Below are 26,968 nucleotides of genomic sequence, written 5' to 3' on the forward strand. Positions count from 1 at the left end.
AAACTGAACCCAAAACAAAATATTACAAAAAACATAAAAAATATGAACTTAAACCAATATACTGTAAAATCACAAGAAGCCATTCAGGCAGCTCAGCAGACTGCTATGGAATTTGGTAATCAGAGTATCGAGCCACAACATATACTTGAAGGTATTTTTCAGGTAGATGAAAATATTTCGCCTTTCTTATTAAAAAAATCTGAAGCAGATGCCAATTTGGTAAGAGAGCGCAACCGTGAAAATATTGAGAAACTTCCCAAAGTGGAGGGAGGTAATATTTACCTTTCACAGTCGGCAAATAAAGTTTTGCTGGACGCTCCCAATATTGCCAAAAAAATGGGCGATGAATATGTCACTATTGAGCATTTATGGCTTACATTACTGGATACCAGCTCTGAGGTCTCTAAAATGCTTAAAGATATGGGCGTTACCAAAAGTCTTTTGGAAGGGGCTATTAAAGAATTAAGAAAAGGAAGCAAAGCGACTTCTGCCAGTTCGGAAGAGACGTATCAATCCTTGAATAAATATGCTAAAAACTTCAACGAATTAGCAGCAGAAGGAAAACTTGACCCTGTCATCGGACGAGATGAGGAAATCAGAAGAGTACTTCAGATTCTTTCAAGAAGAACTAAAAACAATCCGATCCTTATCGGAGAACCTGGTGTAGGTAAAACAGCTATTGCTGAAGGAATTGCGCACCGTATCATTTCGGGAGATATTCCGGAAAACCTGATGGATAAAACTTTATATTCATTGGATATGGGTGCCTTAATTGCCGGAGCCAAATATAAAGGTGAATTTGAGGAGCGTCTGAAATCTGTTGTGAACGAAGTGATCAAGTCAGAGGGACAAATCATCCTTTTCATTGATGAGATCCATACTCTGGTAGGAGCCGGAGGTGGTGAAGGAGCGATGGATGCTGCGAATATTCTTAAACCGGCTTTAGCAAGAGGTGAATTAAGAGCAATAGGCGCTACTACTTTGAATGAATACCAAAAGTATTTTGAAAAAGACAAGGCGCTGGAAAGACGTTTTCAGAAAGTCATGGTGGAAGAACCGGATACGGAATCTGCGATTTCGATTCTCCGCGGTATTAAAGATAAATATGAAGCTCACCACAAGGTAAGAATCAAAGATGAAGCGATCATTGCTGCGGTGGAAATGTCTCAGAGATATATTACAGACCGATTTTTACCGGATAAAGCGATTGACCTTATTGATGAAGCTTCTGCCAAGCTGAGAATGGAGATCAACTCAAAACCTGAAGAACTTGATGTTCTGGACAGAAGACTGATGCAGCTTGAAATTGAGTTGGCGGCTATTTCGAGAGAAGGCAACCAGACAAAGATTGATCATTTGAAAGAAGATATTTCAAAAATTTCTGAGGAAAGAAATGAGATCAATGCCAAATGGCTGAAGGAAAAACAAAAATCTGAGGATTTAACGCAGATCAAAAAAGATATTGAATCTTTGAAACTGGAAGCAGAAAAAGCATCAAGAGCTGGAGATTATGCGAAAGTGGCAGAAATTCAATACGGAAAAATAAAGGAGAAAGAAGATGCTTTGCAAAAACTTGAACTGGAGATGCAAAACCATCAGAATGAATTGATTAAAGAGGAAGTTACTTCTGAGAATATTTCTGAAGTGATTGCGAAGTGGACGGGAATTCCTGTGACCAAGCTTATTCAGTCTGAAAGAGAAAAATTACTGAACCTTGAAGGTGAACTTCACCATCGTGTGGTAGGACAGGAAGAAGCTATCGGAGCGGTGGCAGATGCTATCAGAAGAAACAGAGCCGGATTAAGTGATGATAAAAAACCGATCGGATCTTTCTTATTCTTAGGAACAACGGGTGTAGGTAAAACTGAGCTGGCTAAAGCTTTGGCAGAATACCTTTTCGATGATGAGAATAATATGACCAGAATCGATATGAGCGAGTATCAGGAAAGGCACAGCGTTTCGAGATTGGTAGGCGCTCCTCCTGGATATGTGGGATATGATGAAGGCGGACAGCTGACGGAAGCGGTAAGAAGAAGACCTTATTCAGTAGTGCTTCTGGATGAAATTGAGAAAGCGCATCCGGATGTTTTCAACACTTTATTGCAAGTTTTAGATGACGGACGTCTGACTGATAATAAAGGGCGTGTGGTGAATTTCAAGAATTCAATCATAATTATGACTTCGAATTTAGGTTCACATCTGATTCAGGAGAATTTTGAAAATATTACAGAGGAAAATCAAGGCGAAATCGTCAGCAAAACCAAGGATGAAGTTTTTGATCTCCTGAAGCAGACCTTACGTCCTGAATTCCTGAACAGAATTGACGAGGTAGTACTGTTCCAACCTCTCAACAAAAAAGAAATCGGAAAAATTGTTCAGTACCAGCTGAGAGGATATAATGATATGTTAGGCAAGCGTAATATTATCATGACTGCCACTCAGGATGCTGTAGATTATCTGATGAATAAAGGATATGACCCTTCTTTCGGAGCAAGACCTCTGAAAAGAGTTATCCAACAGGAAGTTTTAAATAAATTATCAAGAGAGATTCTTGCAGGAACGGTGAACGACGGAGACCGAATCACGTTAGATTATTTCGAAGAAACCGGTTTGGTTTTCAGACCGACGGATCAATAAGTAGTTTTTTCATATATATTATTTTTGTAAGTAAGTGGTGCAGCCCAATCTGCATCACTTATTTTTTTATTGTCAATTTTATCAAAAAGTGGTGATATATTTGTATATTTATAGAACCAAACAAATTAATAACTAAAACAAAATCAGTATGAAAAAGCTAAAAAGAAGCTCACTAAAAACCATTTTGGGAGGAAAAATTGACTGTCGATGCAGTATATTAATTTACCCTGATGGTTCTACCAGCGGAACTTGTGCAACAGAACAATGTTCACAAATCAACATCAATTGCGGACAACTTGAATGCAGACCTAACTTTATTGATTAACCCTTAAAATCACGGTATGAAAAAGTTAAAAAGAAATGATTTAAAGAAAATCAATGGCGGCATCAATCCACTTTCGGAAATTGACTGCTCAGTTGATATGTCCTGCCCTACCGGACTTTGCTGTTCAACAGGATACATCTGCAGGGATTGGAGAAGATATCCTTGTATTTAAATAACGGGCCGGAGATTTTTTCTCCGGTTTTTTTTTACCCTCTACTCTACTGGTGGTTTCCCGGATAGAGATATTCTATTTAACATTATTGTGTACCGGCAGAAGTCTGATTCCCACAAAAGCTAAAGAATTGTTTAACCATTAAAATCATAGGTGCTCAATTGTATCATGACAGAAAATAGCTTCTTCATCACCCGATGACTATCTTAGAAACAGGTTAATATTATCATAAAATACGGTTATAAGCCAATAAATTATTTCAAAGTTCTCTGGAATAATACTTTTTTTTTAACTTTTACACCATCCGTAAAAACCCGGAAAATAAACGGGAAAAAACACATCCGTTTAAGTTAAATTTTTCACGAAATTTGCGCGACTAACTAACATTCTTTTATAAAACTAACGTTATGAAACCAAAACCTACTTTAGAAGCCGGAAGTCTTGAAGCCGTTTCAGGTACAAATACCATTGCCACAGATCTTGTGCAGAAACTTATTATCAATTACAGAGACAACCAGATGCAGGCCATTAATAAAGAATTGGGAATTACTGACGCACACGCAATCTGGTTTGACCTTCCGAAACTGAAAAAATTCATTTCATGCATAGAAAATGAAGCCGCAAAAGTAAATCCTACTGTTTCTGAAGAGGATTTGGGCATCAGATTCTATTATGCAGCCTATCCAAAAGCGGAAGACTGGGCGATAATGGCAAGTCACCCTGTAGAAAAAGAATATGCGGAGAGACATACGCTGGTGATGATTCCTACCTTGAAAAAAGAAGATGAAACAGGAGCCAGGCTAGACTATGATTTCCATCCTTTGCACTCAGGATCAACATTGGCTATGGCCGGGAAAAAAGGTCCAACACTACCTACCGACGCTATTGCCGAAAATCATGGTTCATTATCGCCTCCGGACAATCCAAAAGCTGAAATGTTTCCATAATGCAATTAATAATTTATTTTTTACCACACAATTCACATGACTGATTTTCAGAAGATACTTCAGGAATCCATGATCTGGACAGAAGGACTCGCCGCCGTTATCTCGGTTGTTTACTATAATCGTCCTAATAAGGAAGGATACTGGAGATATTTCTCTATTTATCTTATCATTATGTTCCTGTCTGAAGTCATTGGAAAATGGGGGGAGCTGATCATAGAATACAATAAGCAGAAGTTTTTTAATTTTTTTGTGATTCCTCTTGAATTCCTTTTCTTTTACTGGCTTTATGCTGCAAAATCCCTGGGAAGGCCAAGGCTGTTCTACACCATGTCCCTGCTGTATCTTTTGTCATTTGTATCGAGTGAATTTTTCTTCACCACGAAAAAGATCATTTTATCCTTCAACTATACAGTCGGGTGTTTGCTTCTAATGGTGCTGGTGATTATGGAATATTATAAACAGATTAATTCTTCAGAAATCCTGAACTTTAGCAGAAACAAGATGTTTTATATCAACCTTGGAGTGACGCTGTTCTATATAGGAACATTGCCATTCTGGACATTCTTTAATCTTATTAAGGAATACAGTGAGCTGCATTACATCTACTTTTCTTATTTTCTGATGTCAGGAATCATCATGTATTTATTATTTTCAATTTCATTCATATGGGGAAAACAGAGCTCATCATAGTATTAATTTTATTTAATATCTTCTTTGTCCTGTTTGTATCCGCAGTAATCGTTTATATAAGGAAATACCAGCAACGCAAAAAAGAATATCTGAATGAAATTGAAGTAAAAAATGAAATCCACAAAAGGGAACTTCTGGCTACTCAACTTGAAATTCAACAGGCCACGATGCAGCAGATCGGGCGTGAGCTCCATGACAATATCGGCCAGAAACTGACGTTGGTAAGCCTGTACACCCAGCAGCTTCTGTACGAAAACAGAGTCCCTGAAGTAAGTGAAAGAATCGATCAGGTTTCCCAAATCATCAATCAGTCATTGCAGGACTTAAGAAGCCTCTCTAAAACATTGACAGACGATAATATAACCCAGAAAGAAATTGTAACTTTGATTCAGGAGGAAGTAGATAATACCAATACTTTCAAACGGTGTAAAGTAACTTTCGAGCACAACTTTAATCAGCTAGATCTGGGATTTGTCCATAAAAATGTACTGCTTAGAATTACGCAGGAATTTATCCAAAACAGTATTAAGCATGCTCATTGCAAAAATATTTTCATCAGTCTGAGCACTTCTGAAGATAAGCTTTGGGAACTTAATCTGGCAGATGACGGTATAGGATTCGACCGTACTAAAATAAAATCTAACGGCATTGGCCTTACCAATATGAAAAACAGAGCAGCCATTATTGGAGCCGATTTCACTTTTGAAAGCCGGGAAAACATTGGAACTACCCTCAACATTATTTTAAAAAAACAGCCATGAAAAAAACAATAGTGATCGTTGACGACCATATTCTTATCGCCAAAGCATTAGAAGGAATCATTGATAATTTTAATGAATTTGAGGTGATTTATGTATGCGAAAACGGCAAAGATTTGATTGACAAATTTGAAAATAACGAAAAAATTCCCGACATCATCTTACTGGATATCAGTATGCCAATCATGGATGGCTTTGAAACAGCAGCATGGCTGACCCAAAATCATCCGGACATTCAGGTGATGGCGCTGAGTATGCAGGGTGATGATAACAGTGTTATCAAAATGATCAAAAACGGAGCGAAAGGCTATCTCCTGAAAAACACCCATCCGAAAGATCTGGAAACGGCATTGATAAAATTAAATTCAGATGGGTTCTTCTATCCTGAATGGGCATCAAAAATCATATTCTCCAACCTGAACAAAGACAAGGAAATAGAAAGTGCTGTAAGAATTTCGGAGCGCGAAAGAGAATTTCTGAAATATACGGTCACTGAACTTAGCTATAAAGAAATTGCAGACCGGATGTGCTGCAGCCCGAGAACCGTAGAAAGCTACCGCGACCAATTGTGTGATAAATTAGACCTTAAAACCCGTGTAGGATTGGCTGTATTTGCGATTAAAAATGGTTTTGCAGGCTAATAAAAAAAGAAGAATTAAACTTTAAAATATAAATCAATTCATGTTATTTGTTTAATTATTTTCAGTGTATTTGGAATATAAAATAAATAATTAAACACACATTAGTGATATGATTAAAATTCAACCAAAAAGGGCAAAACATAAATAATATTCAATAACAATCTGTATTGAGTGAAAAATATTCAAATATTTGCGTAAATATTTTGTTTTTTAATTTTTTATAATATAAATTTGGAGACCAAACCATTAACAGTATATTATGAAAAACTTATTATTTGGAGCTCTTCTTCTCAGCTTCATGTCCGCTTGTAACAGCGACAGTATTTCTAATCAGGAAGAGGCATCACAGGATCCGGGTATCCCTTCGGGCATGCTTACATCAAAAAGATCCTGCCCTTCAGATGCCATGAGAGAAGAAGCTCTTAAAAATGATCCGGAATTAAGAGCCCGATTTAATGCCAATGAATTACAGTCTGAAAAATTTTCACAAGACCTTAGGATGGGAAAAGTACTCGCCGATGGAACTGTTGAAATTCCGGTTGTCTTTAATGTCATCTATAATACCGCCGCTCAAAACATTTCTGATGCCAGAATTGCAGAGCAGATCGCAGTACTGAATGCTGATTACGGCGCTACAAATTCTGATGTCTCCAATACTCCTGCAGCCTTCCAGTCTTCTACTGCCGGTGATGTAAAAATCCGTTTTAAACTGGTAGCGACCAACCGTAAACAAAGTACGAAAACAGGTTGGAAGTCTAACCTGAATGAAATGAAAAAAACCAGTACAGGAGGTATCAACCCTACTGACAATACTAAAAATATGAATATATGGGTAGTGAACTCTATCCTTGATCAGAATGGTCAGTCAGGAACATTAGGATACGCCTATTATCCTGAATCTGCCGGATTATGGTATGACGGTCTTGTAATAGGATATCAATTTATCGGGAAAACAGGTGCTTCCGCGCCATTTAATCTGGGAAGAACAGTTACTCATGAAGTGGGGCATTATTTAAATCTACCTCACCTTTGGGGATCATCTGATGCAGGTTGTCAGACGGATTACTCTAATGACACTCCTACTTCTCCTGGCCCTAACTACGGAACACCATCTTATCCTTTAAACAGAGTTTGCGGAGGAGTGAGCCGTTCTCAAATGTTTATGAACTATATGGATTATGTAGACGACAAAGCTATGTTTATGTTCTCTGCTAACCAAAAAACAAGAATGCAGGCGGTAGTTTCTGCTTCCGGCCCAAGAGCGGGATTAAGATAATACCCAAATTAACTTTACATAAAAGAGCCTGAATGAAAATTCAGGCTTTTTGCTTTATAATGTTCTTGTATTATTATCCGGAGTATAATCCATAAAGAGATCTCCATCCAACGTAACCGATTTCACTTTCTTTTTAATAGGAACGGTAAGATCTGCATGCTTTTCATTTTTCTCCCATAAACCGGGTGAGAAGTGAAGTTTTTCAACCGATCCGTCTTCATACTTTAAAACAGCATCAAACGGAATGGCGAACCCACCTACATTATCTACATTCACGGTAAGAAGATCGTTAAGCTGAGAAGCACCGGTGATTTTTAAATCAATATAATTATTCGTGTAGAACCAGTTTTGAAAGAACCAGTTCAGATTTTTTCCTGAGCCTGTATTCATAGAATTAAAATAGTCCCAAGGCACCGGATGTTTTCCATTCCAGTTGTCCATATAGTGCAGAAGTGCTTTCTTGAACAGATCATCTCCTAAATAATCTTTCAATGCAAGATAAGACAGAGAGGCTTTTACATAGGAGTTGTTTCCGTATCCGGCACCACTTACCTGTGTGCTCATCGTAATAATGGGCTGATCCTGTTCAGCAGAAGGATCTTTAATCCATTTTTTTACACGGAAATTCTTATAAAATTCCTTTGCAGCAGCTTCCCCATTTTCATCGATTCCGATCAGATATTCAAGGGTAGTAGCCCAGCCTTCGTCCATAAAAGCATAACGGGTTTCATTGATCCCCATATAGAAAGGAAAATAGGTATGCGCGATCTCATGATCTGCTGTCAGCCTTGCATCCCGAAGATCATCCGGAATACTGGTATCGTTGATCATCATTGGGTATTCCATATCTGCATAGCCCTGGATAGCCGTCATCACATTATAAGGATACTCCACACCCGGCCATTTCTTCGAGAACCAGTCCAGATTATAACGCATCCAGTCTACATACTGTTCAAAATCTTTAGCGCCTGCTTTATATGCAGATTGTACACTTGCTCTTTTTGTTTTTAACTGAACACTTGCCCCATCCCAAACATAATGACTGCTTAGTGCAAAACAGAAATCTGTAATATGACTGGCTTTAAATTTCCAGACATTCCATTTGTTCTGTTTCGTTACTTTTCCGGACCTCATTTCCTGCTCAGAAGCAATGTGTACTACCTTATCACTTTTGAGAGAGGCTTTGTATCTTTTCAAATACTCCGGCTGAAGTACGGCATCAGGATTCAGAAAATCCCCGGTCGCCCATACGACAAAATTTTTCGGAGCAGAGATGGTGAAACTATAATCATTAAAATCATTGTAAAATTCCTGTCTGTCAGAATGAGGAAGCATATCCCAGCCATTATAGTCATCATACACAGAAATTCTGGGGAAAGAATAGGCTACATAAAAAGTTTCAGGATCTATTTGTCCTTCTCTTCCACTCTGCACAGAAAGCGGATATTCCCACTCTATTTTCACCTCAGCTTTAGCGCCGGCTTTCAAGGCTTTATTCAGTTTTACTTTTTCTACAGTTCCCCAGTCGTCGCTGTTTACCGCATATTTTTCACCGTTTACGATAAACGATTTGATATGAAGTCCTGAAGACAGAAAATCTTTAGATACCAATCCTGACCTTGGTGACTGCGGTTTATGGAGGTTATTTACAAATCTGATCGCCAGTTCTTGGAGTTCGTCCGGACTGTTGTTGCTGTATACGATCGTTTCTTTTCCTGAAACTGTTTTTGTTGCAGCATCTACTTTTACCTCTACATTGTAAATTCCTTTGTTCTGCCAATAATTTTTGCCCGGTGCACCGGAAACATCCCGGGTTCCCTTTTCAAAGGCTTTTTTAATATTTCTCGGCATATACAGCTCCTGCGCAGCGACTTGCTGCATAGAAACAACCATTACCAAAGCATAAAGAAATCGTTTCATATCTCTAATTTTTAAAAATAAGTATCAAAATTAGCGAAAATGTAGCATCAGACCGTTATTTCTTTTATAATAATGTTTTATGGGTATTGGTTTTTTATTTTTTTTAAGATTTCAGACATCAGACATCGTGATATTCATAACTTATTTTAGAGATGTACACATCTCATAACTCATAACTCATAACTCATAACCTATAACTCATAACCTATAACTCATAACCTATAACTCAAAACCCGATCACAACCTATCCTGTTCCTCCGTCTTCTTAATAGGTTTCGCAGCTTTCACAGACTGGTTTCCGAAACTGTATTTCAGGGAAAAAGAGACCAGCTGAGTATCACGGTAATCATAGAAATAGCTGTCCTGGTTGGCATATTTAGTGGCAATTTTCTCTTTTGAAGTCTTAAAAATATCGTCAATAAATAGGCTTGCTTCCAGTTTTTTATTAAAGAATTTTCTGTTCATCACCAGATATGCTGTCCAGTAACCGGAGTATTCGAAAGTTCCCTGAATTCCCGGTGAACCATATTGATGCCCTACTTCCAGCGTCCAGTCACTCGCTTTGTTCAGGGTAAAGCTTGTGGAAATACTGGAATTGAATTGCCATATCTGGTTTTTGTATAATTGCTGATCAGGTCCGAAAAAGAAATTTTCATCATGGTATAAATCACCCGCAGCACTCAAAGTCCACCAGGGTTTGATCTGGAAATCTCTTGAAATGCTCAGTCCGTAAGCACTTGCTTTTTTGATATTTGTAAAACGATAGATCAGCATTTTAGTTTCAGGGATCTGATAATTAATTTCCATAGACGGATTGATTTTTTTCCGGTAAAAGGCTTCAAAATTCCAGTTTTTAAAGTTATATGTAAAATTTACACTATGTCTGATGGTGGCTTTCAGACCGGGATCTCCCTGAAAATAAGAAAACAGGTTATAATAAGATTTAGCAGGATTTAGCCATGAATAACTAGGTCTTGTGATCCGTTTACCATAAGACAATCCGAACTGATGCTTACTTTCCGTGGTATACTGTATATAGGCTGTGGGAAATAATTTCCAGTATTGGCTATGGTCTTTTGCATAGGGTTCGGACACGATACCTGTGAGATCTGTATTCTCTGCCCTCAAACCTCCTTTAAAACTCCATTGATCAAGAGTAAGGGCCAGCGATGTATAGGCTGCAAAATTAAATTCTTTATAATTGAAAATATTGCTTTTCTCCGGATTGTATGTGAGTATTCCATTTTGTTCATCAGAAAAATCAAGTGTGCTTTCTGTTTTCACTACACTGTATTTGGCTCCTGCATCGAGTTCCCATTTTTCAGCTTTCCAATTGTAATCTGCCTGTTGTGAAAATAATTTCACACGCTGCTTATTATTACTCACAAAAGTCTGGGAAGAAGGATCCTGTTCAGCAAAATTAAGTTCTGTGAAGATATTCTGATATTTGCTGCTGCTATTCGCCACATAATAGGTTGTGAAAGACAGTTTATTTTTACCAAATTTATGATCTGCCTGCAAGCTCAGATTATTGTTTACAGAACTGCTGTTGTGGTCGTTGATGGTATTATAATTAGATTCCTCAATATTTTGGGCATTGTAGATTTTTGTCGGGATATTATAGATTCCATAGGATTTGGGACCAAAATAACCCCGGTAATCCAATGCAAAAGAGGTGTTATCATTAACCCTGTATTCGAGAGAACTGTTAAGGGAATTCTGCTGATTATCAATATCTTTCCTATTAAGTATGCCTTTCCAGGTCGTCTGATCTTCTGCGTAATAAATATAGCTGTCTTCTGCCCGATAGTAAGCTCCGGCCCCCCGGGAATAACTTGCCATAGCGGAAAATTTTCCTTTTTTATAATACTGGGCAATGGTCCCTATTCCTTTAGGATAGATAGACTGTATATATTTCCCGGAAAGATAACCCCGGTATCCCTCCAACTTGTTTTCCTTCATTATAATATTAAGAACAGCACTTCCCGAGGCTTCATACTTTGCCGGAGGATTGGTGATGACTTCTACAGATTTAACGTCTGTTCCCTGTGTATTTTCCAGAAGAATTTTCAGTTCATCACCTGTCACCATTACTTTTTTATCATTGATGGTAATAAGAATTCCGGAGCTTCCTTTTATTTTAAAATCATTATTGGAAAACACCACGCCCGGCGTTTTTTTCAGAATTTCCCAGGCACTCAGACTGGAAATATTGCTGTTCTCTACATTGAATTCCAAGCGGTCTATCTTTCTTTTGATAACAGGCTTTTTCTTAACAATAGCCACTTCTCCGATTTCAGAAGTTCTATCTTTTTTCAAAACAATCGTATAGGTTTCATCAGTGGCCGGCAAATCAATTTGTTTTTCAAATACTGAATATTCCCAATCATTGATGACCAGTTTTATTTTCTTTTGCGAAAGTCCTTCCCAGTTAAAAATACCCTGATCATTCGTAAGAACTGTTTTAAGCAAAACATTATCGGCATCAAAAATTTCAACTTTAGCCTGTGAAATATTCTGATTCTGTTCGTTGGTAACCCGACCCTCAATTTTCTGCTGCTGGGCAAAAGCAACAGCCGGGAAACACAAGGCTAAAAATATTTTTTTCATATAATCTTCTTTTTTTCAATTTTAATACTGCAAAATTGAACTTTGGCAACAAGATTCACGGTTAATGAAAGGTTAATGAGAGGTTAACGTCTGATTAGGTTTAAGGAATATTTTATATTTGCTGCATGGTTAAGAGTCATAAAAAGCTTGTTGGTGTTTTTGCCCTGTTGTTCATCATTTTGGTTGGAATACAGGTCTACTTCCTGTATAAAACTTATAAAATAAAGGAAAGCCAGGTTTATGATGACGTCATCAGAAAACTGGATCTCTACCGGGATGAGCTCAAAAAAGAATATGGTCTGCGTGAAGATACGGTACAAAGCTATTTTGTCAAGTTCAGAAAGGGAGAAATGAATCAGAAAGAATTCAGATATAATATTGAAAGACTCAACAAAGCATCCATATCATCTTATACTCATCTTATTGACAGTATTTTCCAAAAAGAAGATTATAAAGTTACCAACAGGTATGACCTCATCAGTACTCAATACCTTCCCTCCGGCCAGTATCTTCTGACTAAGCCCATTACCATTTTTGAAACAGCCGGAAAGGTAACCAAACCCGGAAAAATAGAGGAAGGAACCTGGGACACTTCTTCTACGGAAGATCATGAAAGCAGAAATACAAGGGCAAATACCTACAGAAGCAAGGTGGCCAGTTACTATGAAATAAAAAATATCAAATCCATTGTTTTTAAAGATCTCTGGATTCTTATTATCTGCTGTATTTTAATTCTGATCGCCGTTTTATGGATTTTCATTCAGACCATCAACAATCTGATCAGACAACAGAAACAGGTAGAAATCCTGCATACGGTAGTGGATAATATTGCGCACGAATTTAAAACCCCCATCGCTACTTTAAAGATCGCATCGAAAACTTTAAAAAAGGAATGGAACCCGGAAACCCTGCCCCTCATCGACCGGCAGATCAGCCGCCTTGAAAACCTGATGCTGCAGCTTCACAAAGATGAAACATCAGAGGAATCCTCATCCATACAACCTCATGACTGGAGCTATTTTGTGCAGGATATCGCCTTTACATATCCTGAAATTGATTTTGAGTTCATCAGCCAGGTTTCGGAAGAACTTCCTTTTGACAAAAATTTAATGGAAACCATCATCAAAAATCTGTGTGAAAATAGTGTCAAATATGGAGCTTCTCATGTAAAAGTGAATGTGGGCAGCATGTCTCAACATCTCAGGATCGAAATAAGTGACAACGGGCGTGGTATAGAGAAAAATGAACTCACTCACATTTTTGAAAAATTTTACAGGATTCAGTCAAATAATATCCACAATACCAAAGGTCTTGGACTTGGCCTTTATTTTGTGAAAAATATTGTAACGAAATATCATGGCACAATAGACGTTTCCAGCCGCCTCAAAGCCGGAACTACATTTAAAATATCAATTCCTTATGAAAACTAAGATCCTTTTGGCCGAAGATGATCCGGATTTCGGAATGATCCTGAAACAGTATCTTGAACTGGAAGATTTTGAAGTGTCCTGGTTTCAGAATCCGGAAGATATTGTCCGTCTTCTGCCTGCGGATTTTCCATTTCACATGGGTATCCTGGATATTATGATGCCTTCGATTGATGGTTTTTCTTTAGCCAAAATGATTTTAAAAGAGAAAAATAATTTCCCTCTGCTTTTCCTGACGGCCAAAAACCAGAAAATAGACCGCCTGATGGGTTTAAAGATCGGAGCGGATGATTATATTGCAAAGCCCTGTGATCCGGAAGAACTGGTTTTAAGGATTAAAAATATCATTAAAAGAACGCGGCCTGCTTATTCTCCACAAATAAAAATTGGTGACTACTCATTGGATACCGAAAAACTGTTGCTTTCTCATCCTTCAGGAAATATACGCCTTACGATCCGTGAACAGGAACTCCTGATGTATCTCCTGCAACATAATGGGACGATGATCAAAAGAGATGATATTCTGGATACCCTCTGGGAAACGAATGATTATTTTACGGGAAGAAGCCTTGATGTATTTATCAGCAGGCTCCGAAAATATTTCATCAATGATCCTGCAATAAAAATCCAATCCCTGCGAGGAATTGGATTTGAAGTTTATTTTCCTGTTACCTGATCTCTCATTAAAAAGAAAGCTCTGCCAATACAGGAAAGTGGTCTGATGGATACAAAAGGTTTTCTCTTCTGTCGTTGATATGTCTCTGGGATTTTATTTTGAACCCTTTGACGAAAATATAATCGATTCTGTCTTTAGGAATTTCATTAACGTTGAAAGCTGTGAATGTTCCTTTCGGTCCGTAAGGTTTTGTTTCGGAATGATAAAAACTGTCTTTTAAATTCTGGGAAAGTATTTTGATCGGCTCAGAATCTTCTGTTAAATTAAAATCGCCACTTAAGGTTACAGGAAGATTTTTAGTATTGATTTCTTTGATCTTTTTCAAAATAAGTTCAGAAGATTTCACTCTCGCTACATTTCCGATATGGTCAAAGTGAAGGTTCATCGCCAGAAATTCTTTTTTGGATTTTTTATCTTTAAACACGGCGTAGGTACAGATTCTGTTAAGAGCTGCATCCCAACCTCGCGAAGGCTTTTCCGGTGTCTCAGAAAGCCAGAATGTTCCGGATTTCACCACCTGAAGTCTGTTGGTATCATAAAAAATAGCTGAAAATTCTCCTTTTTCTTTTCCATCGTCTCTTCCCACGCCGATGTAGTCATAATTCTTAAGTCCTGCCTTGATATCTTTCATCTGCTCCGGAAGTGCTTCCTGAACTCCGAAATAATCGGGATGGTAATAATTCAATAAATCTACAGCATCCTGTTTTCTTTCTGTCCATGCATTTTCCTTATCTGAAGTTACCTGCAGCCTGATATTAAAGCTCATCACTTTAAGATCCTGCGAAAACCCAAGTGCAAAAAACAGTAAGGATACAATTGAAAATCTGAAATTCATAAGTCTATTTTTTAATTAGAATAACAAAAATAGGATATCCTGATGAGAGGTAATGAAAGTTGGAGAAACATTATAGGTTAATTCCCAGATGAAAACTGAAAAAGAGAGCATAAAAGGTAAAATTGCCGAAAGAATAATTAAATTTTAATCACTACCAATGAACTTATTGTTTGAGTGAAGGTTCAATAAAACTTCCGGCTTCCCTCTTTCTGTCATTCTTTCCATTTCTTTCCCAAACAAAAAAGCCGAAACTTCAGATGGATGAAGCTTCGGCTTTGTATAAGATTAATAGACCATTTATTCTCTGGTAAATTTATATTCTCTGTCTGCCTGTTTAAAGACAAGGTCCTTTTTATCTTTGCTGAATGTCAGCGTTATTCCCGCTTCCTCAAAAGTAAACTGATTGTTACCTGCATATTCAAGGGGAAACTCCGGCTGGTTACCTGCTTTGACATAAAGCTGTCCATTTTTATCGGTAAAAACCAATTTGATGGCATCACTTTTAGTCCCGTAGGTTCCTGCAAATTCTTTCGTATTGACCTTTTCAACGGTTTTTGTTTGTGCTGAAGGCCAGATATTGTTTTTCATATTCACATCAGGAATCATAGAATCCGGATCAAGCATGACCTCATCAATTTCTCTATTTGAATTCACCTTCAGCGTCCATTCTGTATTACGCTTCCAGACTTCAACAGGAATTTTTAAGATTTGGTTGGTTCCGTCTTTAAATTTCATCTGAACAGTAGTCGGCATTGGTAGCTGACCAAGGTTTTCAACAGTGACCTGAGCGCCATTTTTAAAATCGCCATTGACATATTTCACGTCTTTAACAGACTGGTCAATCTTCCATTTATTGATAAACCATCCTCTCCAGAACCAGTTCAGTTCTTCTCCCGAAACGTTTTCCATGGTATGAAAGAAGTCCCAAGGTGTAGGGTGTTTGAATGCCCATCTGTCAACATAAGTTTTGAAGGCCTTATCAAATTTTTCAGGACCTAAAATAGATTCTCTTAAAATCTGCAGTCCCATCCCGGGCTTAAAATAAGCTAAAGCGCCGATGCTTCTTTCTTTCATATTGTCCGGACCTACCATAATGGGCTCAAGATTATCCCCCATCATAAAGCCTCCGGCTCTGGCAATATTTTTCTTGGTGTAATATTCTCCGTTGTTAAAAGCCTTTGTGGATAACTCGTTGATAAAGGTATTGAACCCTTCATCCATCCAGGCAAAAAGTCTCTCATTGGAACCCACGATCATTGGAAACCAGTTGTGACCAAATTCGTGATCCGTCACTCCCCAAAGATCTTCCCCTGCAGAATTCATATGACAGAAGACTATTCCCGGATATTCCATTCCCCCTTCATTTCCTGCTACGTTTGTTGCTGCCGGGTAAGTGTATTCATACCATTTTTGAGAATAATGCTCGATCGCTGCTTTTGTATACTCCGTGGATCTGCCCCAGGCTTTTTCGCCAGCGCTTTCTGCGGGATATGCCGATATAGCTAAAGATTTTTTACCGCTCGGAAGATTTATTTTTGCCGCATCCAGAATAAATGCCGGGGATGATGCCCAGGCAAAGTCACGGGTGTGGTCAATTTTAAATTTCCATGTTTTAGTTCCTGAAGCCTTATTTTTTCCGATTTCAGATTCCGGACGGATCATCACTGTTTTATCACTGTTTCTGGCCTGCTCCCATCGGTTATTTTCTTCTTTGCTGTATACTTCTTTATGATTCAAAAGATCACCTGAAGCTACCACGTAATGATTGGCCGGCACTGTAATATTGGCATTTATATGACCATATTCCAAGTAAAACTCAGCTGCTCCAAGATAAGGCAGCGTATTCCATCCCATTACATCATCATAGACACACATTCTCGGGTACCATTGAGCTACTGTAAATATTTTTCCATTTTTTGTCTTCTGTATTCCCATTCTATCTGATCCGTATTCCGGAGAGATAAAAGAATATTCAATCCTGATCCTGGCAATACCTCCTTTAGCTTTTAACTCTTTTGGAAGATCGATCTGCATTCTGGTATCAGTCACTGTATATTTGACGTCTTTACCATCAAGCTTTACCGATTTAATTTTATATCCTCCTTCCAGCTCTTCACCATGAGCCCCGTTTCTGCTGCCCGATGCCGGAACTACCGCATTACCACGGGAATCTTTTGCAAATAAGTTTTGGTCAAGCTGCAACCATAAGAAGCCCATCTGATCAGGGCTGTTATTGGTGTAAGTAATTTCAGCTGTTCCTGTAATTTCGTTTTTAGCTTCGTTTAAGCTCACGTTCAGATCATAATCTGCAGAATTCTGCCAGTAAGCATGTCCGGGTTGTCCACTCGCAGAGCGTGTTTCGGTACCTGTCTGAGGGTAAAAGAAAGGCTTAAATGCTTCTACATAGCTGTATTTTGGAGTATCCTGAGCCAAAGCAGATCCTGATAAAAGGAAAACTGCTGCCGCTGCTACCAGGCCTGGAATTTTATAATTCATTGGAAATAATTTATAATATTTCTATGATAAGTTATAAAAGATCCCGGAATCGTTACAAGCCCGGGATCTTTTTATCAAAATTTTAATTTAATTTGTTTTTTTTGCCTTGATCATGGCTTCAAGTGCATCCCACATTTCTTTCGGAATATCTTCAAGCATATTGAATTCTCCAGCTCCCTGAAGCCACTCGCCACCATCTATGGTAACAACTTCTCCATTCATATAAGCTGAATAATCCGAAACAAGATACGCAGCAAGGTTGGCAAGTTCCTGATGTTCTCCTACTCTTCTCAAAGGAACTTTTTTCTTCATATCAAATTTTTCCTGAAGATCTCCGGGAAGCAACCGGTCCCATGCTCCTTTAGTAGGGAAAGGTCCAGGTGCAATTGCGTTGAAACGGATACCATATTTGGCCCATTCTACGGCCAGTGATCTGGTCATCGCCAGAACTCCTGCCTTTGCACACGCTGAAGGAACTACATAGGCAGATCCTGTCCATGCATAGGTGGTCACAATATTCAGAACTGTTCCCGGGTTTTTGGAATCAATCCAATGTTTACCAATAGAAAGGGTACAGTTTTTTGTTCCTTTTAAAACAATATCTAAAATAGAATCAAAAGCGGAGTGCGTCAGTCTTTCGGTTGGCGAAATGAAATTTCCGGCTGCATTGTTCAATAAAATATCAATTCTTCCAAATTCTTTCAGTGTTGCTTCTTTCATTGCTTCCACCTCATCCCAATTTCTTACGTCACACGCAACACACAGAACTTTGCCTCCTGTTTCCTCTTCCAGTTCTTTTGCTGTTCCCTGTAATTTCTCAAGATTACGGGACGTGATGACCACTTTTGCTCCCAGTTCCAGAAAATATTTGGTCATTGCTTTTCCCAGACCGCTTCCGCCTCCCGTTACAATCGCTACTTTATCCTGTAATGCACCTTCGCGCAACATCGGCTGTGTATATAAGTTCATATGATTTTATTTTTCCTAAAAATACTAAATATTGAATGGATGCCCTTTAAAATAATGGGATAAATAATAATGTTATAAATAGTTATTCTCTCTATGGGAAAAACAATAATGTCTCTACCCATTCATACCCATAAAAAAACAACCTTGTAACGAATGACAAGGTTGCTGTATTTTATATAGACCGTCTGGTCGTAAAAACTGATTATGAAACAACCACTCCTTTGAAAGAAAGGGTTTTAGGGGTTTTGCTTTCACTTGTCGTCACATTGACTGTTTTCATGAACGCTCCGGCAGCTGCTGCATTGTAGCTGGCTTCTACAAATCCTTTTTTACCAGGAAGAATAGGCGTTTTGGTGTAATCTGCCGTTGTACAACCACATGAAGGAGCTACGTTTTCAATAACGATTGGCTTTGAAGAGGTATTGGTAAACTCAAATCTGATAAGCTTTGGTTTTCCCTGAGGAATATTTCCTACATCAATAGATTCTGATTTCCATTTAATAGCATCTGCCACCATTTTTACTATTGAAGTAGTTTCACCTGGAAATACATTGGCATAAAAAGGAGAGAATGCAAAAACCGCTAAAAGAGCTGAGATTGTTAATTTTTTCATGAGTATAAATTTTAATAATTAATATAAATCAAAGAAACGGGTTGTGATCTTTTGATGAGTCAAATATAAAGAGGAAAATAATGATATATTGTTAACTGGTACCCAACATTTGTTAACGAGTTGTTAATGATAAAAAATTAATAGATATTTTTGGATAATATTGCTTCTGGAAATGGAAGTAAAAAAACTCAATATTATTATAACGCTCGGGTTCATCGCCATCATCGGGATTATGATTGCTCAGCTTTTATGGACCAGACAGGCGTATAATCTTGAAGATAAAAAATTTAACCAAAAGGTTAATATCGCTTTGGCAGAGGTGGTGGAAAAATTATCCGGAGGAAAAACATCTTTCACTGAAAATCCGGTACAAAATATTTCTAACGATTATTATGTGGTTAATATTAACAATGAATTTCATCCTGCAGTTCTCGAATACTATCTGAGAACAGAATTTACCCGTTTTCAAATCAATACAGATTATGTGTATGCCCTGTACAATTGCCACAGTGACAAAATGATCTACGGAAAATACATGTCTAAAAACCAGGAAGCTCCAAGTGACAAGGTCATAAATTTTCCAAAACATAAAAATCTGATCTATTATTTCTCCATCCGCTTTCCAGATAAAACGACCTATCTGATCAGTTCATTAAGGTTCTGGTACTTGCTCACCTTTGCCCTCATCATTATCCTTTTGGTCTACGTTTATTCTATATACACCATTATTCAGCAAAAGAAATTCTCGGAACTGCAAAGGGATTTTATCAATAATATGACCCACGAGTTTAAAACGCCTTTATCTTCTATACTTTTAGCATCGGAAGCTCTCAATAAAAACCAAATCATTCAGGAAGATTCAAAACTGCAAACCTATACTTCCATCATTATCAACCAAAGCCACAAGCTCAATAACCATATTGAAAAAATATTAAACATTGCTAAGAATGACGCTTCCGGCCTATCTCTGAAGCCTCAAAAAATAGTACTCCTTCCTTTTATTCAGGAAATAGCTGACAACCTGCAACAAAAAAATGAAGACCTGATCCTTCATATAGACATCGAAGATCATATCTCCATTATTGCTGATGAATTTCACTTCACCAACATCGTTTACAATATTTTAGATAATTCGATGAAGTATTGTGAAACAAAACCCGAGATTACCATTTCATCTGGTAAAGATTCAAAAGGTTTATATTTAAAGTTTAAAGATAACGGAATGGGGATTCCTGCTAAAAATATACCTCATATTTTTGATAAATTTTACAGGGTTACCACCAAAAAAAGTGATGAGGTCAATGGTTTTGGACTGGGATTGTTTTATGTAAAAAAGATCGTGCAGCAACACCAATGGAAAATATCAGTTGAAAACAATATCGATAAAGGAATTACCATAACTTTGTTTTTTCCGTTTTAAATTAATAAAAGTCAGTAATGGAAAAATCTAAAATTTTATATGCAGAAGATGATAAGACGATCGCTTTTCTGATTCAGGATAGTCTTGAAAGCTATTATGAAATAGCACATTATCCCGATGGAAAATCTGCACTTGCTGCCTTCAATACCCAAAGTTTCGATATCTGTCTCCTGGACATCATGATGCCGGAGCTCAACGGATTTGAGCTGGCACAATATATTCGTGATAAAAATTCCGAAATTCCTATTATTTTTATTTCCGCAAAAGCCCTGAAAGAAGACAGGATCAAAGGGCTAAAAATAGGCGCTGATGATTATCTGGTAAAACCATTCAGTATAGAAGAATTAATCCTGAAGATTGAAGTCTTCTTAAAACGCTCCAGAAAAACAGATTCCTCACCGTTACAATATAAGGTGGGAAAATATTATTTTGATCCTAAAAACTATATTTTGCAGGATACAGAAAACACCATTACCCTTACCCAAAGAGAATCTGATTTGCTATTATATTTTATCCGCCACAAGAACACCGTCTTAAAAAGACAGGACATATTGAAGGCAGTATGGGGAGATGATGATTATTTTATGGGACGAAGCCTGGATGTATTTATTTCCAGATTGCGAAAAGTATTTGCAGATGAGCACAACATAATCATAGAAAATTTACACGGTATTGGATTTCGCTTTTCTGAAAAATAAGAAATGTCGAATATCTTTGAACGACCTAGAATCCAGGTTAAATTTCAGCAATAAACAGTTATTATTCAATTTTTAATTATTTTTACTGTTGAAAATTTATTCATTCATGAAAAATACCGCAACTTTTGCAGTTTTATTCCTTTTATTTCTCAGCCAGTATTCAAAAGCTCAGCAGTTTGAAAAACTGATCCAATATGTAAATCCGCTGATCGGCACCGAAAAAATGGGACATACCTATCCGGGAGCTACCGTTCCATTCGGAGCGGTACAGCTAAGCCCTGAAACGGATACGATATCGTATGAACTCAATGGGAAATACAATGGAGAAGTGTATCAATATTGCGCAGGATACCGTTACGAAGACCAAACGATTGTAGGTTTCAGTTCCACCCATTTCAGCGGAACAGGACATTCTGACCTTGGAGATTTTCTGATCATGCCGACAGTCGGAAAGCTACAGCTTAACCCGGGAACAGCCACTCATCCTGAAAGCGGCTACAGAAGCAGATTTTCTCACCAAAACGAAAAAGCTGAAGCCGGATATTATAAAGTTAAGCTGGATGATCATAATATTTTAGCAGAACTTACAGCCTCAACAAGAGCCGGAGTTCACCGATATACCTTTCCAAAGTCTGATCAGGCACACATCATTTTAGACCTTACTGCAGGAATCTACAATTACGATGGTAAAAATGTATGGACTTATGTACGTGTAGAAAATGACGGTACAGTTACCGGTTACCGCCAAACGAACGGCTGGGCAAGAACCAGAACCGTTTATTTCGCCATGAAATTTTCAAAGCCTTTTAAATCGTACGGTCAGAAAAATTTTGACGGACCGCAAGCGTACAAAGGATTCTGGAGAAAATTTGACCAGAATAAAAACTTCCCGGAGATCGCAGGCAAAAACCTGAAAATGTATTTTGATTTCGATACGGAAGAAAATGAAGCGGTAGAAGTAAAACTTGCCATTTCTCCCGTAAGCCAGACCAATGCACTGGAAAACCTCGAAAAAGAAACCGGAAACCTGTCTTTTGATCAGATCAAAGCAAAGGCTCAGGAAAACTGGAATAAGGAGCTGAATAAAATTGTTATCAAAGGTTCCGACACAGAAAAGACCAATTTTTATACAGCGATGTACCACACCTTTATCAGCCCTACCACTTATATGGACATCAACGGGGAATATAAAGGTTTAGATCAGAACATCCACAAAGCGGAAGGTTTCACCAATTATACAACTTTCTCTATCTGGGATACCTACCGTGCGCTTCACCCTTTTTTTAATATCATTCAGCCAAAACGGAATAATGACATGGTCAAGTCCATGATGGCTCATTATGATCAATTTTCCATGAAAATGCTTCCGATCTGGTCACATTATGCCAACGACAACTGGTGTATGAGTGGATACCACAGTGTAAGCGTTGCAGCCGATGCCGTAATTAAAGGAAATTACAATGGCGATCCTAAAGAAGTTTTGAAAGCTTGCGTGGCCACAGCCCATAAAAGGGATTACGAAGGCATCGGATATTATATCGATATGGGTTATATTCCCGCTGAAAAAAACGGGACATCAGTTTCCAACACTCTGGAGTATGCTTATGATGACTGGGCGATTGCTCAACTGGCAAAATATGTAGGCGAAACTGAAATTTATAATCAGTTTATCAAACGTTCTGAAAATTGGAAAAACAACTTTGATCCCAAAGCAGGTTTTATGCGTCCCAGATTAGCAGACGGAAGCTTCAAAAAAGATTTTGATGTACTGAGCACGCACGGACAAGGTTTCATCGAAGGAAACTCCTGGAATTACAGCTTTTTTGTCCCTCAAAATCCCGATGCGCTGATTCAGTTGATGGGCGGTAAAAAGAAATTTGCCTCAAAACTGGATGAACTGTTCACCATGCATCTTCCTGATGAGTTTTTTGCAGACACAGAAGATATTACCCGTGAAGGAATCATCGGTGGCTATGTTCACGGAAACGAGCCAGCCCACCATGTGGCCTACTTTTATAACTGGGCAGGACAGCCGTGGAAAACCCAGGCACAGATCCGCCGTATTTTGGAAATGCAGTATAAAGCCACGCCAGACGGTCTTGGCGGAAACGATGATGCAGGACAAATGAGTGCGTGGTATATTTTAAGTTCACTCGGATTTTATCCTGTCGCACCGGGTTCTGAAGATTATGCGATCGGAAGTCCGGCTGTGGACCATGCTATCCTGAATCTTGAAAACGGAAAAACATTCGAAATTGATGCAGTCAACCAAAGTCCTGAGAATATCTATGTTCAAAAGATCCTTCTCAACGGTAAAGAAATTAAAAATTTCACCCTAAAGCATTCGGAGATCATTGCTGGCGGAAAGCTTACGTTTTATATGGGCGCTAAACCTAAGAAATAGTTTTTTTTCAACCACAAAAGTTGCAAAAGTTTTCTTAACACTTTAGTAAACTTTAAGTTGAATACACTCCGCATAATAGTTCACCTAAGTTCTAAGAAAAATCTTTGATTTTTCTTTTTATAAATTTAATTCGATTGAGAAAAAAACCGTCCCTCTTCAAACGACAGAAATTCCCCTCCTCCGGAGGGGTGGCAAAAATTCTTTGAATTTTTGACGGGGTGGTTTACCCGTCAAATAAAAAAAGGCAAATGTGTTAAACATTTGCCTTTTTTTCTATCGTTTTCAGCACTCAATTACTCTCCTACTTCAAAAAGCAATCTTTCCCCGAATTTTTCTTCTGCAATCTTCCCGTCATCATACACAAGATGGCCGTTCACAAAGGTCTGCGTTACTTTAGAATGTAAATTCATTCCTTCTAAAGGACTCCAGCCACATTTGTACAAAAGATTATCTTTAGCTACGGTCCAGTCTGCATTTAAGTCAACTAAAACAAGATCTGCCTTATACCCTTCTCTTACAAAACCTCTTTTTTCAACCCTGAAAAGTATCGCAGGATTATGAGACATTTTTTCAACAATTTTTTCCAGAGAAATCTTTCCGGTCTTATAGTTTTCCAGCATGACCACCAAAGAATGCTGTACCAAAGGTGCTCCTGAAGGACATTTTGTATACACGTTCTGCTTTTCTTCCCAGGTATGAGGGGCATGATCTGTAGCAATAACATCGATCCTGTCATCCAGCAATGCTTCCCAAAGTCCATCTTTATCTGCCTGTGTTTTTACGGCTGGATTCCATTTGATTAAACCACCTTTCGTGTCATAGTCTTCATTAGTAAATGTAAGATGATGAACACAAACTTCTGCTGTGATTTTTTTATCTTTTAAAGGAATATCATTTCTGAAAAGTTCCATTTCCTTTGCTGTTGAAAGATGAAAGACGTGAAGTCTCGCTCCTGTTTTTTTGGCTAGCTCAATAGCTTTTGAGGAGGATTTATAGCAAGCTTCCTCACTTCTGATCAGATGATGAAATTTTACAGGAATATCTTCCCCATATTCATCGATATATTTTTGAGTATTGGCTTTGATCGTAGCTTCATCTTCACAGTGAACAGCGATCAGCATTTTTGTGCTTCCAAAAATATTTTCCAGTGTCTCAGGATTATCTACCAACATATTTCCGGTAGAAGAACCTAAGAATAATTTGATTCCGGGAACATTTCTTGGATTTGTTTTTAGAACTTCCTCAAGATTATCATTGGTCCCTCCCATCATAAAACCATAGTTGGCATAGGCTTTCAGCGCCGCAATTTCATATTTATCGGCCAGTAATTCCTGAGTAACTGCATTAGGAACCGTATTCGGCTGATCGATAAAACTGGTTATTCCACCGGCAATCGCAGCTCTTGATTCACTTTCAATATCTCCTTTATGGGTCAGTCCCGGATCTCTGAAATGGACCTGGTCATCTATCACACCCGGCAAAAGATATTTTCCTGATCCGTCAATGATCTGATCCGCTTCTTCAGAAATACTGGAATCTATTTTAGAAATAAGGTCATTTTCAATTAAAATATCGCTTTCGAAGATCTTACCTTCGTTCACAATCTTTACATTTTTGATTAGGGTCTTCATTTTTACTTGTATAGAAATTAGATTTAAGAAATTAGAAGTTAAGAAAAACTTTGGGTTAAAACCATGAGTGATCAAAAAATGCAACCCCTAATTTCTAACATCTAGCTTCTAACTTCTGTTAAATAGCAAAATTAAGGTTTATGAATGAATTTTTTACCTGCCGATTATAAATCAATTTCTAAATATTTACATTTGCATAAAATTTCACATTTCGAAATCAGAGATTGCATCTGACCGATAAAGAATAAAAATTAACAGATGAAAAAACTTCTCAACGAGACGATCATATATGGAATTGGGGCGATTATGCCAAGGATTATTGTAGTATTGCTTAACTACCTGTTTATTAAAAACATCAACAATAGTGATTTTGCCATATTTACTAATCTTTATGCATTAATATCATTTGTAAATATTGTTCTTTCTTTCGGTTTTGAAACGGCTTATTTTAGATTTTCTTCCGATAAAGATAATGAGCAGAAGGTTTTTAATACCTCTTTCTGGTTTCTCACAGGTTTATCAACTGTTTTTTTACTACTTGTGCTGCTATTCAACCAAACCATTGCCAATGTTTTTGGATATGAAAAGACACCTGAATTCATCAAATGGTTTGCCTGGATTGCTTTCTTTGACAACCTTCTCGTTATTCCTTTAGCGTGGTTCAGATTTCATAATAAACCTTTAAAATACACGGCTATCAGAGTAATACAGGCTGTTTTTCAGAGTATTTTCGCTATTGCGTTATTCCTTTATATTCCTCAGGAATTTTCATTTAAATTGGGTTTAAAAGAAAAAGTCGCCTATCCGTTTTTCAGTAATCTGGCTGCCAGCTGTCTGGGGTTTATCCTTGTGCTCCCTATTATTTTAAAGGTAAAGCTTCAGTTTTCAAAAGATCTTTTCCTTCAAATGATTAAGTATTCATGGCCTGTAATGATCGCAGGATTAGCTTTCATGGTCAATGAAAACTTTGATAAATTCATCCAAAAATTCATTATCAATGATGCTGAAGCCGGTGCGTATGGAGGCTGTTATAAAATGGCAGTCCTTATGACCCTTTTTGTTACCGCTTACAGAATGGGAATTGAACCATTCTTCTTCAAACAAATGCAAAATAAAAATGCGAAACTCACGTATGCAAAAGTGACGGAATATTTTTCTTTTTTCGCCTCAATTGTTGCCCTGGGAATCATTGCTAATGTTTCCTGGATCAAACTTTTACTGGTACCCAACAGCAGTTACTGGATTGCAATAAATATCATTCCTATCATTGTAATTGCCAATTTATTCTTCGGAATTTATTATAATCTTTCCACCTGGTATAAGGTAACAGACAGAACGAGAGTGGGAACTTATATTTCCTGGACCGGCGCCATCATTACGATTATTCTCAACTTTTTATTTCTAAAAAAATATGGCTTTATGGTTTCTGCCTGGGTAACTTTAGTAGCTTATTTTGTCATGATGGTTTTATCCTACTTTTTAGGTCAGAAATATTATCCCATTCCTTACAGAATGAAAAAAATATCGTTTTTCATCGCATTACTGGCGGTCTTCAGTTATGTGATTGTAGAATTGTTCGATTATAATTTCTGGATAGGAAATCTTTTATTCCTCGTTTATGCAGGAGTTTTAATTTATTCTGAGAAAGAGATGCTATTGTCAAGGATCAGGAAAAACTGATTCTGGCCTTTAATTTGATACTATTCTGTTCTTAAAAAAACTAAACAGCGGTTTATAAAGATGATAAATATTACGATCAGCAATGATTTAAATTATTACCTTTAGCGCAATCAAAATAAAAACTAACAAATAAAAACATTGTC

Annotated in this window: 21 protein-coding genes; 14 read left to right on the top strand and 7 right to left on the bottom strand. The window is 37.6% G+C overall.

What is annotated here, in order from left to right:
* Window positions 1-42 precede the first annotated feature (42 nt).
* The 8 genes from clpB (at window position 43) to BW964_RS09950 (ending at window position 7,446) form a co-directional block, all read left to right on the top strand.
* Window positions 43-2,637: an ATP-dependent chaperone ClpB gene (gene clpB, locus BW964_RS09925; protein WP_076506891.1), complete on the top strand. Its 2,595-nt coding sequence runs from the start codon at window positions 43-45 to the stop codon at window positions 2,635-2,637.
* Window positions 2,638-2,785: 148 nt separating this feature from the next.
* Window positions 2,786-2,962 carry a hypothetical protein gene (locus BW964_RS22530; protein ID WP_165789203.1) on the top strand — a complete coding sequence of 59 codons (177 nt, stop codon included), beginning with the start codon at window positions 2,786-2,788 and terminating at the stop codon, window positions 2,960-2,962.
* 16 nt (window positions 2,963-2,978) lie between these two features.
* Window positions 2,979-3,134 (top strand): hypothetical protein, encoded by a 156-nt coding sequence (locus BW964_RS22535; protein WP_165789202.1) that lies wholly within the window; start codon window positions 2,979-2,981, stop codon window positions 3,132-3,134.
* 407 nt (window positions 3,135-3,541) lie between these two features.
* Window positions 3,542-4,081, top strand: coding sequence for a hypothetical protein (locus BW964_RS09930; protein ID WP_076506893.1), 540 nt, complete (start codon window positions 3,542-3,544; stop codon window positions 4,079-4,081).
* A gap of 36 nt (window positions 4,082-4,117) precedes the next feature.
* Entirely contained in the window at window positions 4,118-4,771 is a 654-nt protein-coding gene (locus BW964_RS09935; protein ID WP_076506894.1) for a hypothetical protein, read from the top strand.
* Window positions 4,747-5,532, top strand: a complete 786-nt coding sequence (locus BW964_RS09940) for a sensor histidine kinase (RefSeq protein WP_076506896.1) — start codon at window positions 4,747-4,749, stop codon at window positions 5,530-5,532. The genes BW964_RS09935 and BW964_RS09940 overlap by 25 nt, the downstream gene beginning before the upstream one ends.
* Window positions 5,529-6,170 (top strand): response regulator transcription factor, encoded by a 642-nt coding sequence (locus tag BW964_RS09945; protein ID WP_076506897.1) that lies wholly within the window; start codon window positions 5,529-5,531, stop codon window positions 6,168-6,170. Before BW964_RS09940 ends, BW964_RS09945 begins: the two co-directional genes overlap by 4 nt.
* Before the next feature lie 259 nt (window positions 6,171-6,429).
* Window positions 6,430-7,446 (top strand): zinc metalloprotease, encoded by a 1,017-nt coding sequence (locus BW964_RS09950; RefSeq protein WP_076506899.1) that lies wholly within the window; start codon window positions 6,430-6,432, stop codon window positions 7,444-7,446.
* A 54-nt stretch (window positions 7,447-7,500) separates the two neighbouring features.
* Here BW964_RS09950 and BW964_RS09955 read toward each other — a convergent pair whose 3' ends face one another.
* Window positions 7,501-9,366, bottom strand: a complete 1,866-nt coding sequence (locus BW964_RS09955; RefSeq protein WP_076506900.1) for a M1 family metallopeptidase — start codon at window positions 9,364-9,366, stop codon at window positions 7,501-7,503.
* A 237-nt stretch (window positions 9,367-9,603) separates the two neighbouring features.
* Entirely contained in the window at window positions 9,604-11,976 is a 2,373-nt protein-coding gene (locus BW964_RS09960) for an outer membrane beta-barrel family protein (protein ID WP_076506902.1), read from the bottom strand.
* 125 nt (window positions 11,977-12,101) lie between these two features.
* Between BW964_RS09960 and BW964_RS09965 the strand changes: the two genes are divergently transcribed.
* Together BW964_RS09965 and BW964_RS09970 are read left to right on the top strand one after the other, a co-directional pair.
* Entirely contained in the window at window positions 12,102-13,406 is a 1,305-nt protein-coding gene (locus BW964_RS09965) for a sensor histidine kinase (protein ID WP_076506903.1), read from the top strand.
* On the top strand, window positions 13,396-14,079 hold the full coding sequence (locus tag BW964_RS09970; protein WP_076506905.1) for a response regulator transcription factor: 684 nt from the start codon (window positions 13,396-13,398) through the stop codon (window positions 14,077-14,079). The genes BW964_RS09965 and BW964_RS09970 overlap by 11 nt, the downstream gene beginning before the upstream one ends.
* Before the next feature lie 7 nt (window positions 14,080-14,086).
* Here the strand turns inward: BW964_RS09970 and BW964_RS09975 are convergent, their stop codons facing one another.
* The 4 genes from BW964_RS09975 to BW964_RS09990 all read right to left on the bottom strand — a co-directional run bounded on the left by BW964_RS09975 (window position 14,087) and on the right by BW964_RS09990 (window position 18,992).
* Complete coding sequence (locus tag BW964_RS09975; protein WP_076506906.1) at window positions 14,087-14,914, bottom strand: endonuclease/exonuclease/phosphatase family protein; 828 nt, start codon at window positions 14,912-14,914, stop codon at window positions 14,087-14,089.
* A 297-nt stretch (window positions 14,915-15,211) separates the two neighbouring features.
* Window positions 15,212-17,410: a M1 family metallopeptidase gene (locus BW964_RS09980; RefSeq protein ID WP_076506908.1), complete on the bottom strand. Its 2,199-nt coding sequence runs from the start codon at window positions 17,408-17,410 to the stop codon at window positions 15,212-15,214.
* An 87-nt stretch (window positions 17,411-17,497) separates the two neighbouring features.
* Window positions 17,498-18,379, bottom strand: a complete 882-nt coding sequence (locus BW964_RS09985; protein WP_076506910.1) for an SDR family oxidoreductase — start codon at window positions 18,377-18,379, stop codon at window positions 17,498-17,500.
* Window positions 18,380-18,581: 202 nt separating this feature from the next.
* On the bottom strand, window positions 18,582-18,992 hold the full coding sequence (locus tag BW964_RS09990; protein WP_076506911.1) for a DUF1573 domain-containing protein: 411 nt from the start codon (window positions 18,990-18,992) through the stop codon (window positions 18,582-18,584).
* 172 nt (window positions 18,993-19,164) lie between these two features.
* On the opposite strand from BW964_RS09990, the gene BW964_RS09995 reads away from it, so the two are divergent.
* From BW964_RS09995 to BW964_RS10005, 3 genes are all read left to right on the top strand, one after another.
* Window positions 19,165-20,412: a sensor histidine kinase gene (locus BW964_RS09995; protein WP_076506913.1), complete on the top strand. Its 1,248-nt coding sequence runs from the start codon at window positions 19,165-19,167 to the stop codon at window positions 20,410-20,412.
* A gap of 17 nt (window positions 20,413-20,429) precedes the next feature.
* The gene (locus BW964_RS10000; RefSeq protein ID WP_076506914.1) at window positions 20,430-21,110 is read left to right on the top strand and encodes a response regulator transcription factor; all 681 of its coding nucleotides are present in this window, start codon (window positions 20,430-20,432) and stop codon (window positions 21,108-21,110) included.
* Between the two features lie 106 nt (window positions 21,111-21,216).
* Window positions 21,217-23,514 carry a GH92 family glycosyl hydrolase gene (locus BW964_RS10005; protein ID WP_076506916.1) on the top strand — a complete coding sequence of 766 codons (2,298 nt, stop codon included), beginning with the start codon at window positions 21,217-21,219 and terminating at the stop codon, window positions 23,512-23,514.
* A gap of 293 nt (window positions 23,515-23,807) precedes the next feature.
* Here BW964_RS10005 and BW964_RS10010 read toward each other — a convergent pair whose 3' ends face one another.
* Window positions 23,808-25,145 carry a dihydroorotase gene (locus tag BW964_RS10010; RefSeq protein ID WP_076506918.1) on the bottom strand — a complete coding sequence of 446 codons (1,338 nt, stop codon included), beginning with the start codon at window positions 25,143-25,145 and terminating at the stop codon, window positions 23,808-23,810.
* A 258-nt stretch (window positions 25,146-25,403) separates the two neighbouring features.
* On the opposite strand from BW964_RS10010, the gene BW964_RS10015 reads away from it, so the two are divergent.
* Window positions 25,404-26,825, top strand: coding sequence for a lipopolysaccharide biosynthesis protein (locus BW964_RS10015; RefSeq protein ID WP_076506919.1), 1,422 nt, complete (start codon window positions 25,404-25,406; stop codon window positions 26,823-26,825).
* The last annotated feature ends 143 nt before the right edge of the window (window positions 26,826-26,968 follow it).

The sequence above is a fragment of the Chryseobacterium shigense genome (assembly GCF_900156575.1).
In the GTDB taxonomy this organism is placed as follows: Bacteria; Bacteroidota; Bacteroidia; order Flavobacteriales; family Weeksellaceae; genus Chryseobacterium; species Chryseobacterium shigense.

Bases quoted from the DNA above. Each gene is read 5' to 3' on its own strand.
- clpB (WP_076506891.1), top strand. From the start codon at position 43: ATGAACTTAAACCAATATACTGTAAAATCACAAGAAGCCATTCAGGCA.
- BW964_RS22530 (WP_165789203.1), top strand. From the start codon at position 2,786: ATGAAAAAGCTAAAAAGAAGCTCACTAAAAACCATTTTGGGAGGAAAA.
- BW964_RS22535 (WP_165789202.1), top strand. From the start codon at position 2,979: ATGAAAAAGTTAAAAAGAAATGATTTAAAGAAAATCAATGGCGGCATC.
- BW964_RS09930 (WP_076506893.1), top strand. From the start codon at position 3,542: ATGAAACCAAAACCTACTTTAGAAGCCGGAAGTCTTGAAGCCGTTTCA.
- BW964_RS09935 (WP_076506894.1), top strand. From the start codon at position 4,118: ATGACTGATTTTCAGAAGATACTTCAGGAATCCATGATCTGGACAGAA.
- BW964_RS09940 (WP_076506896.1), top strand. From the start codon at position 4,747: ATGGGGAAAACAGAGCTCATCATAGTATTAATTTTATTTAATATCTTC.
- BW964_RS09945 (WP_076506897.1), top strand. From the start codon at position 5,529: ATGAAAAAAACAATAGTGATCGTTGACGACCATATTCTTATCGCCAAA.
- BW964_RS09950 (WP_076506899.1), top strand. From the start codon at position 6,430: ATGAAAAACTTATTATTTGGAGCTCTTCTTCTCAGCTTCATGTCCGCT.
- BW964_RS09955 (WP_076506900.1), bottom strand. From the start codon at position 9,366: ATGAAACGATTTCTTTATGCTTTGGTAATGGTTGTTTCTATGCAGCAA.
- BW964_RS09960 (WP_076506902.1), bottom strand. From the start codon at position 11,976: ATGAAAAAAATATTTTTAGCCTTGTGTTTCCCGGCTGTTGCTTTTGCC.
- BW964_RS09965 (WP_076506903.1), top strand. From the start codon at position 12,102: ATGGTTAAGAGTCATAAAAAGCTTGTTGGTGTTTTTGCCCTGTTGTTC.
- BW964_RS09970 (WP_076506905.1), top strand. From the start codon at position 13,396: ATGAAAACTAAGATCCTTTTGGCCGAAGATGATCCGGATTTCGGAATG.
- BW964_RS09975 (WP_076506906.1), bottom strand. From the start codon at position 14,914: ATGAATTTCAGATTTTCAATTGTATCCTTACTGTTTTTTGCACTTGGG.
- BW964_RS09980 (WP_076506908.1), bottom strand. From the start codon at position 17,410: ATGAATTATAAAATTCCAGGCCTGGTAGCAGCGGCAGCAGTTTTCCTT.
- BW964_RS09985 (WP_076506910.1), bottom strand. From the start codon at position 18,379: ATGAACTTATATACACAGCCGATGTTGCGCGAAGGTGCATTACAGGAT.
- BW964_RS09990 (WP_076506911.1), bottom strand. From the start codon at position 18,992: ATGAAAAAATTAACAATCTCAGCTCTTTTAGCGGTTTTTGCATTCTCT.
- BW964_RS09995 (WP_076506913.1), top strand. From the start codon at position 19,165: ATGGAAGTAAAAAAACTCAATATTATTATAACGCTCGGGTTCATCGCC.
- BW964_RS10000 (WP_076506914.1), top strand. From the start codon at position 20,430: ATGGAAAAATCTAAAATTTTATATGCAGAAGATGATAAGACGATCGCT.
- BW964_RS10005 (WP_076506916.1), top strand. From the start codon at position 21,217: ATGAAAAATACCGCAACTTTTGCAGTTTTATTCCTTTTATTTCTCAGC.
- BW964_RS10010 (WP_076506918.1), bottom strand. From the start codon at position 25,145: ATGAAGACCCTAATCAAAAATGTAAAGATTGTGAACGAAGGTAAGATC.
- BW964_RS10015 (WP_076506919.1), top strand. From the start codon at position 25,404: ATGAAAAAACTTCTCAACGAGACGATCATATATGGAATTGGGGCGATT.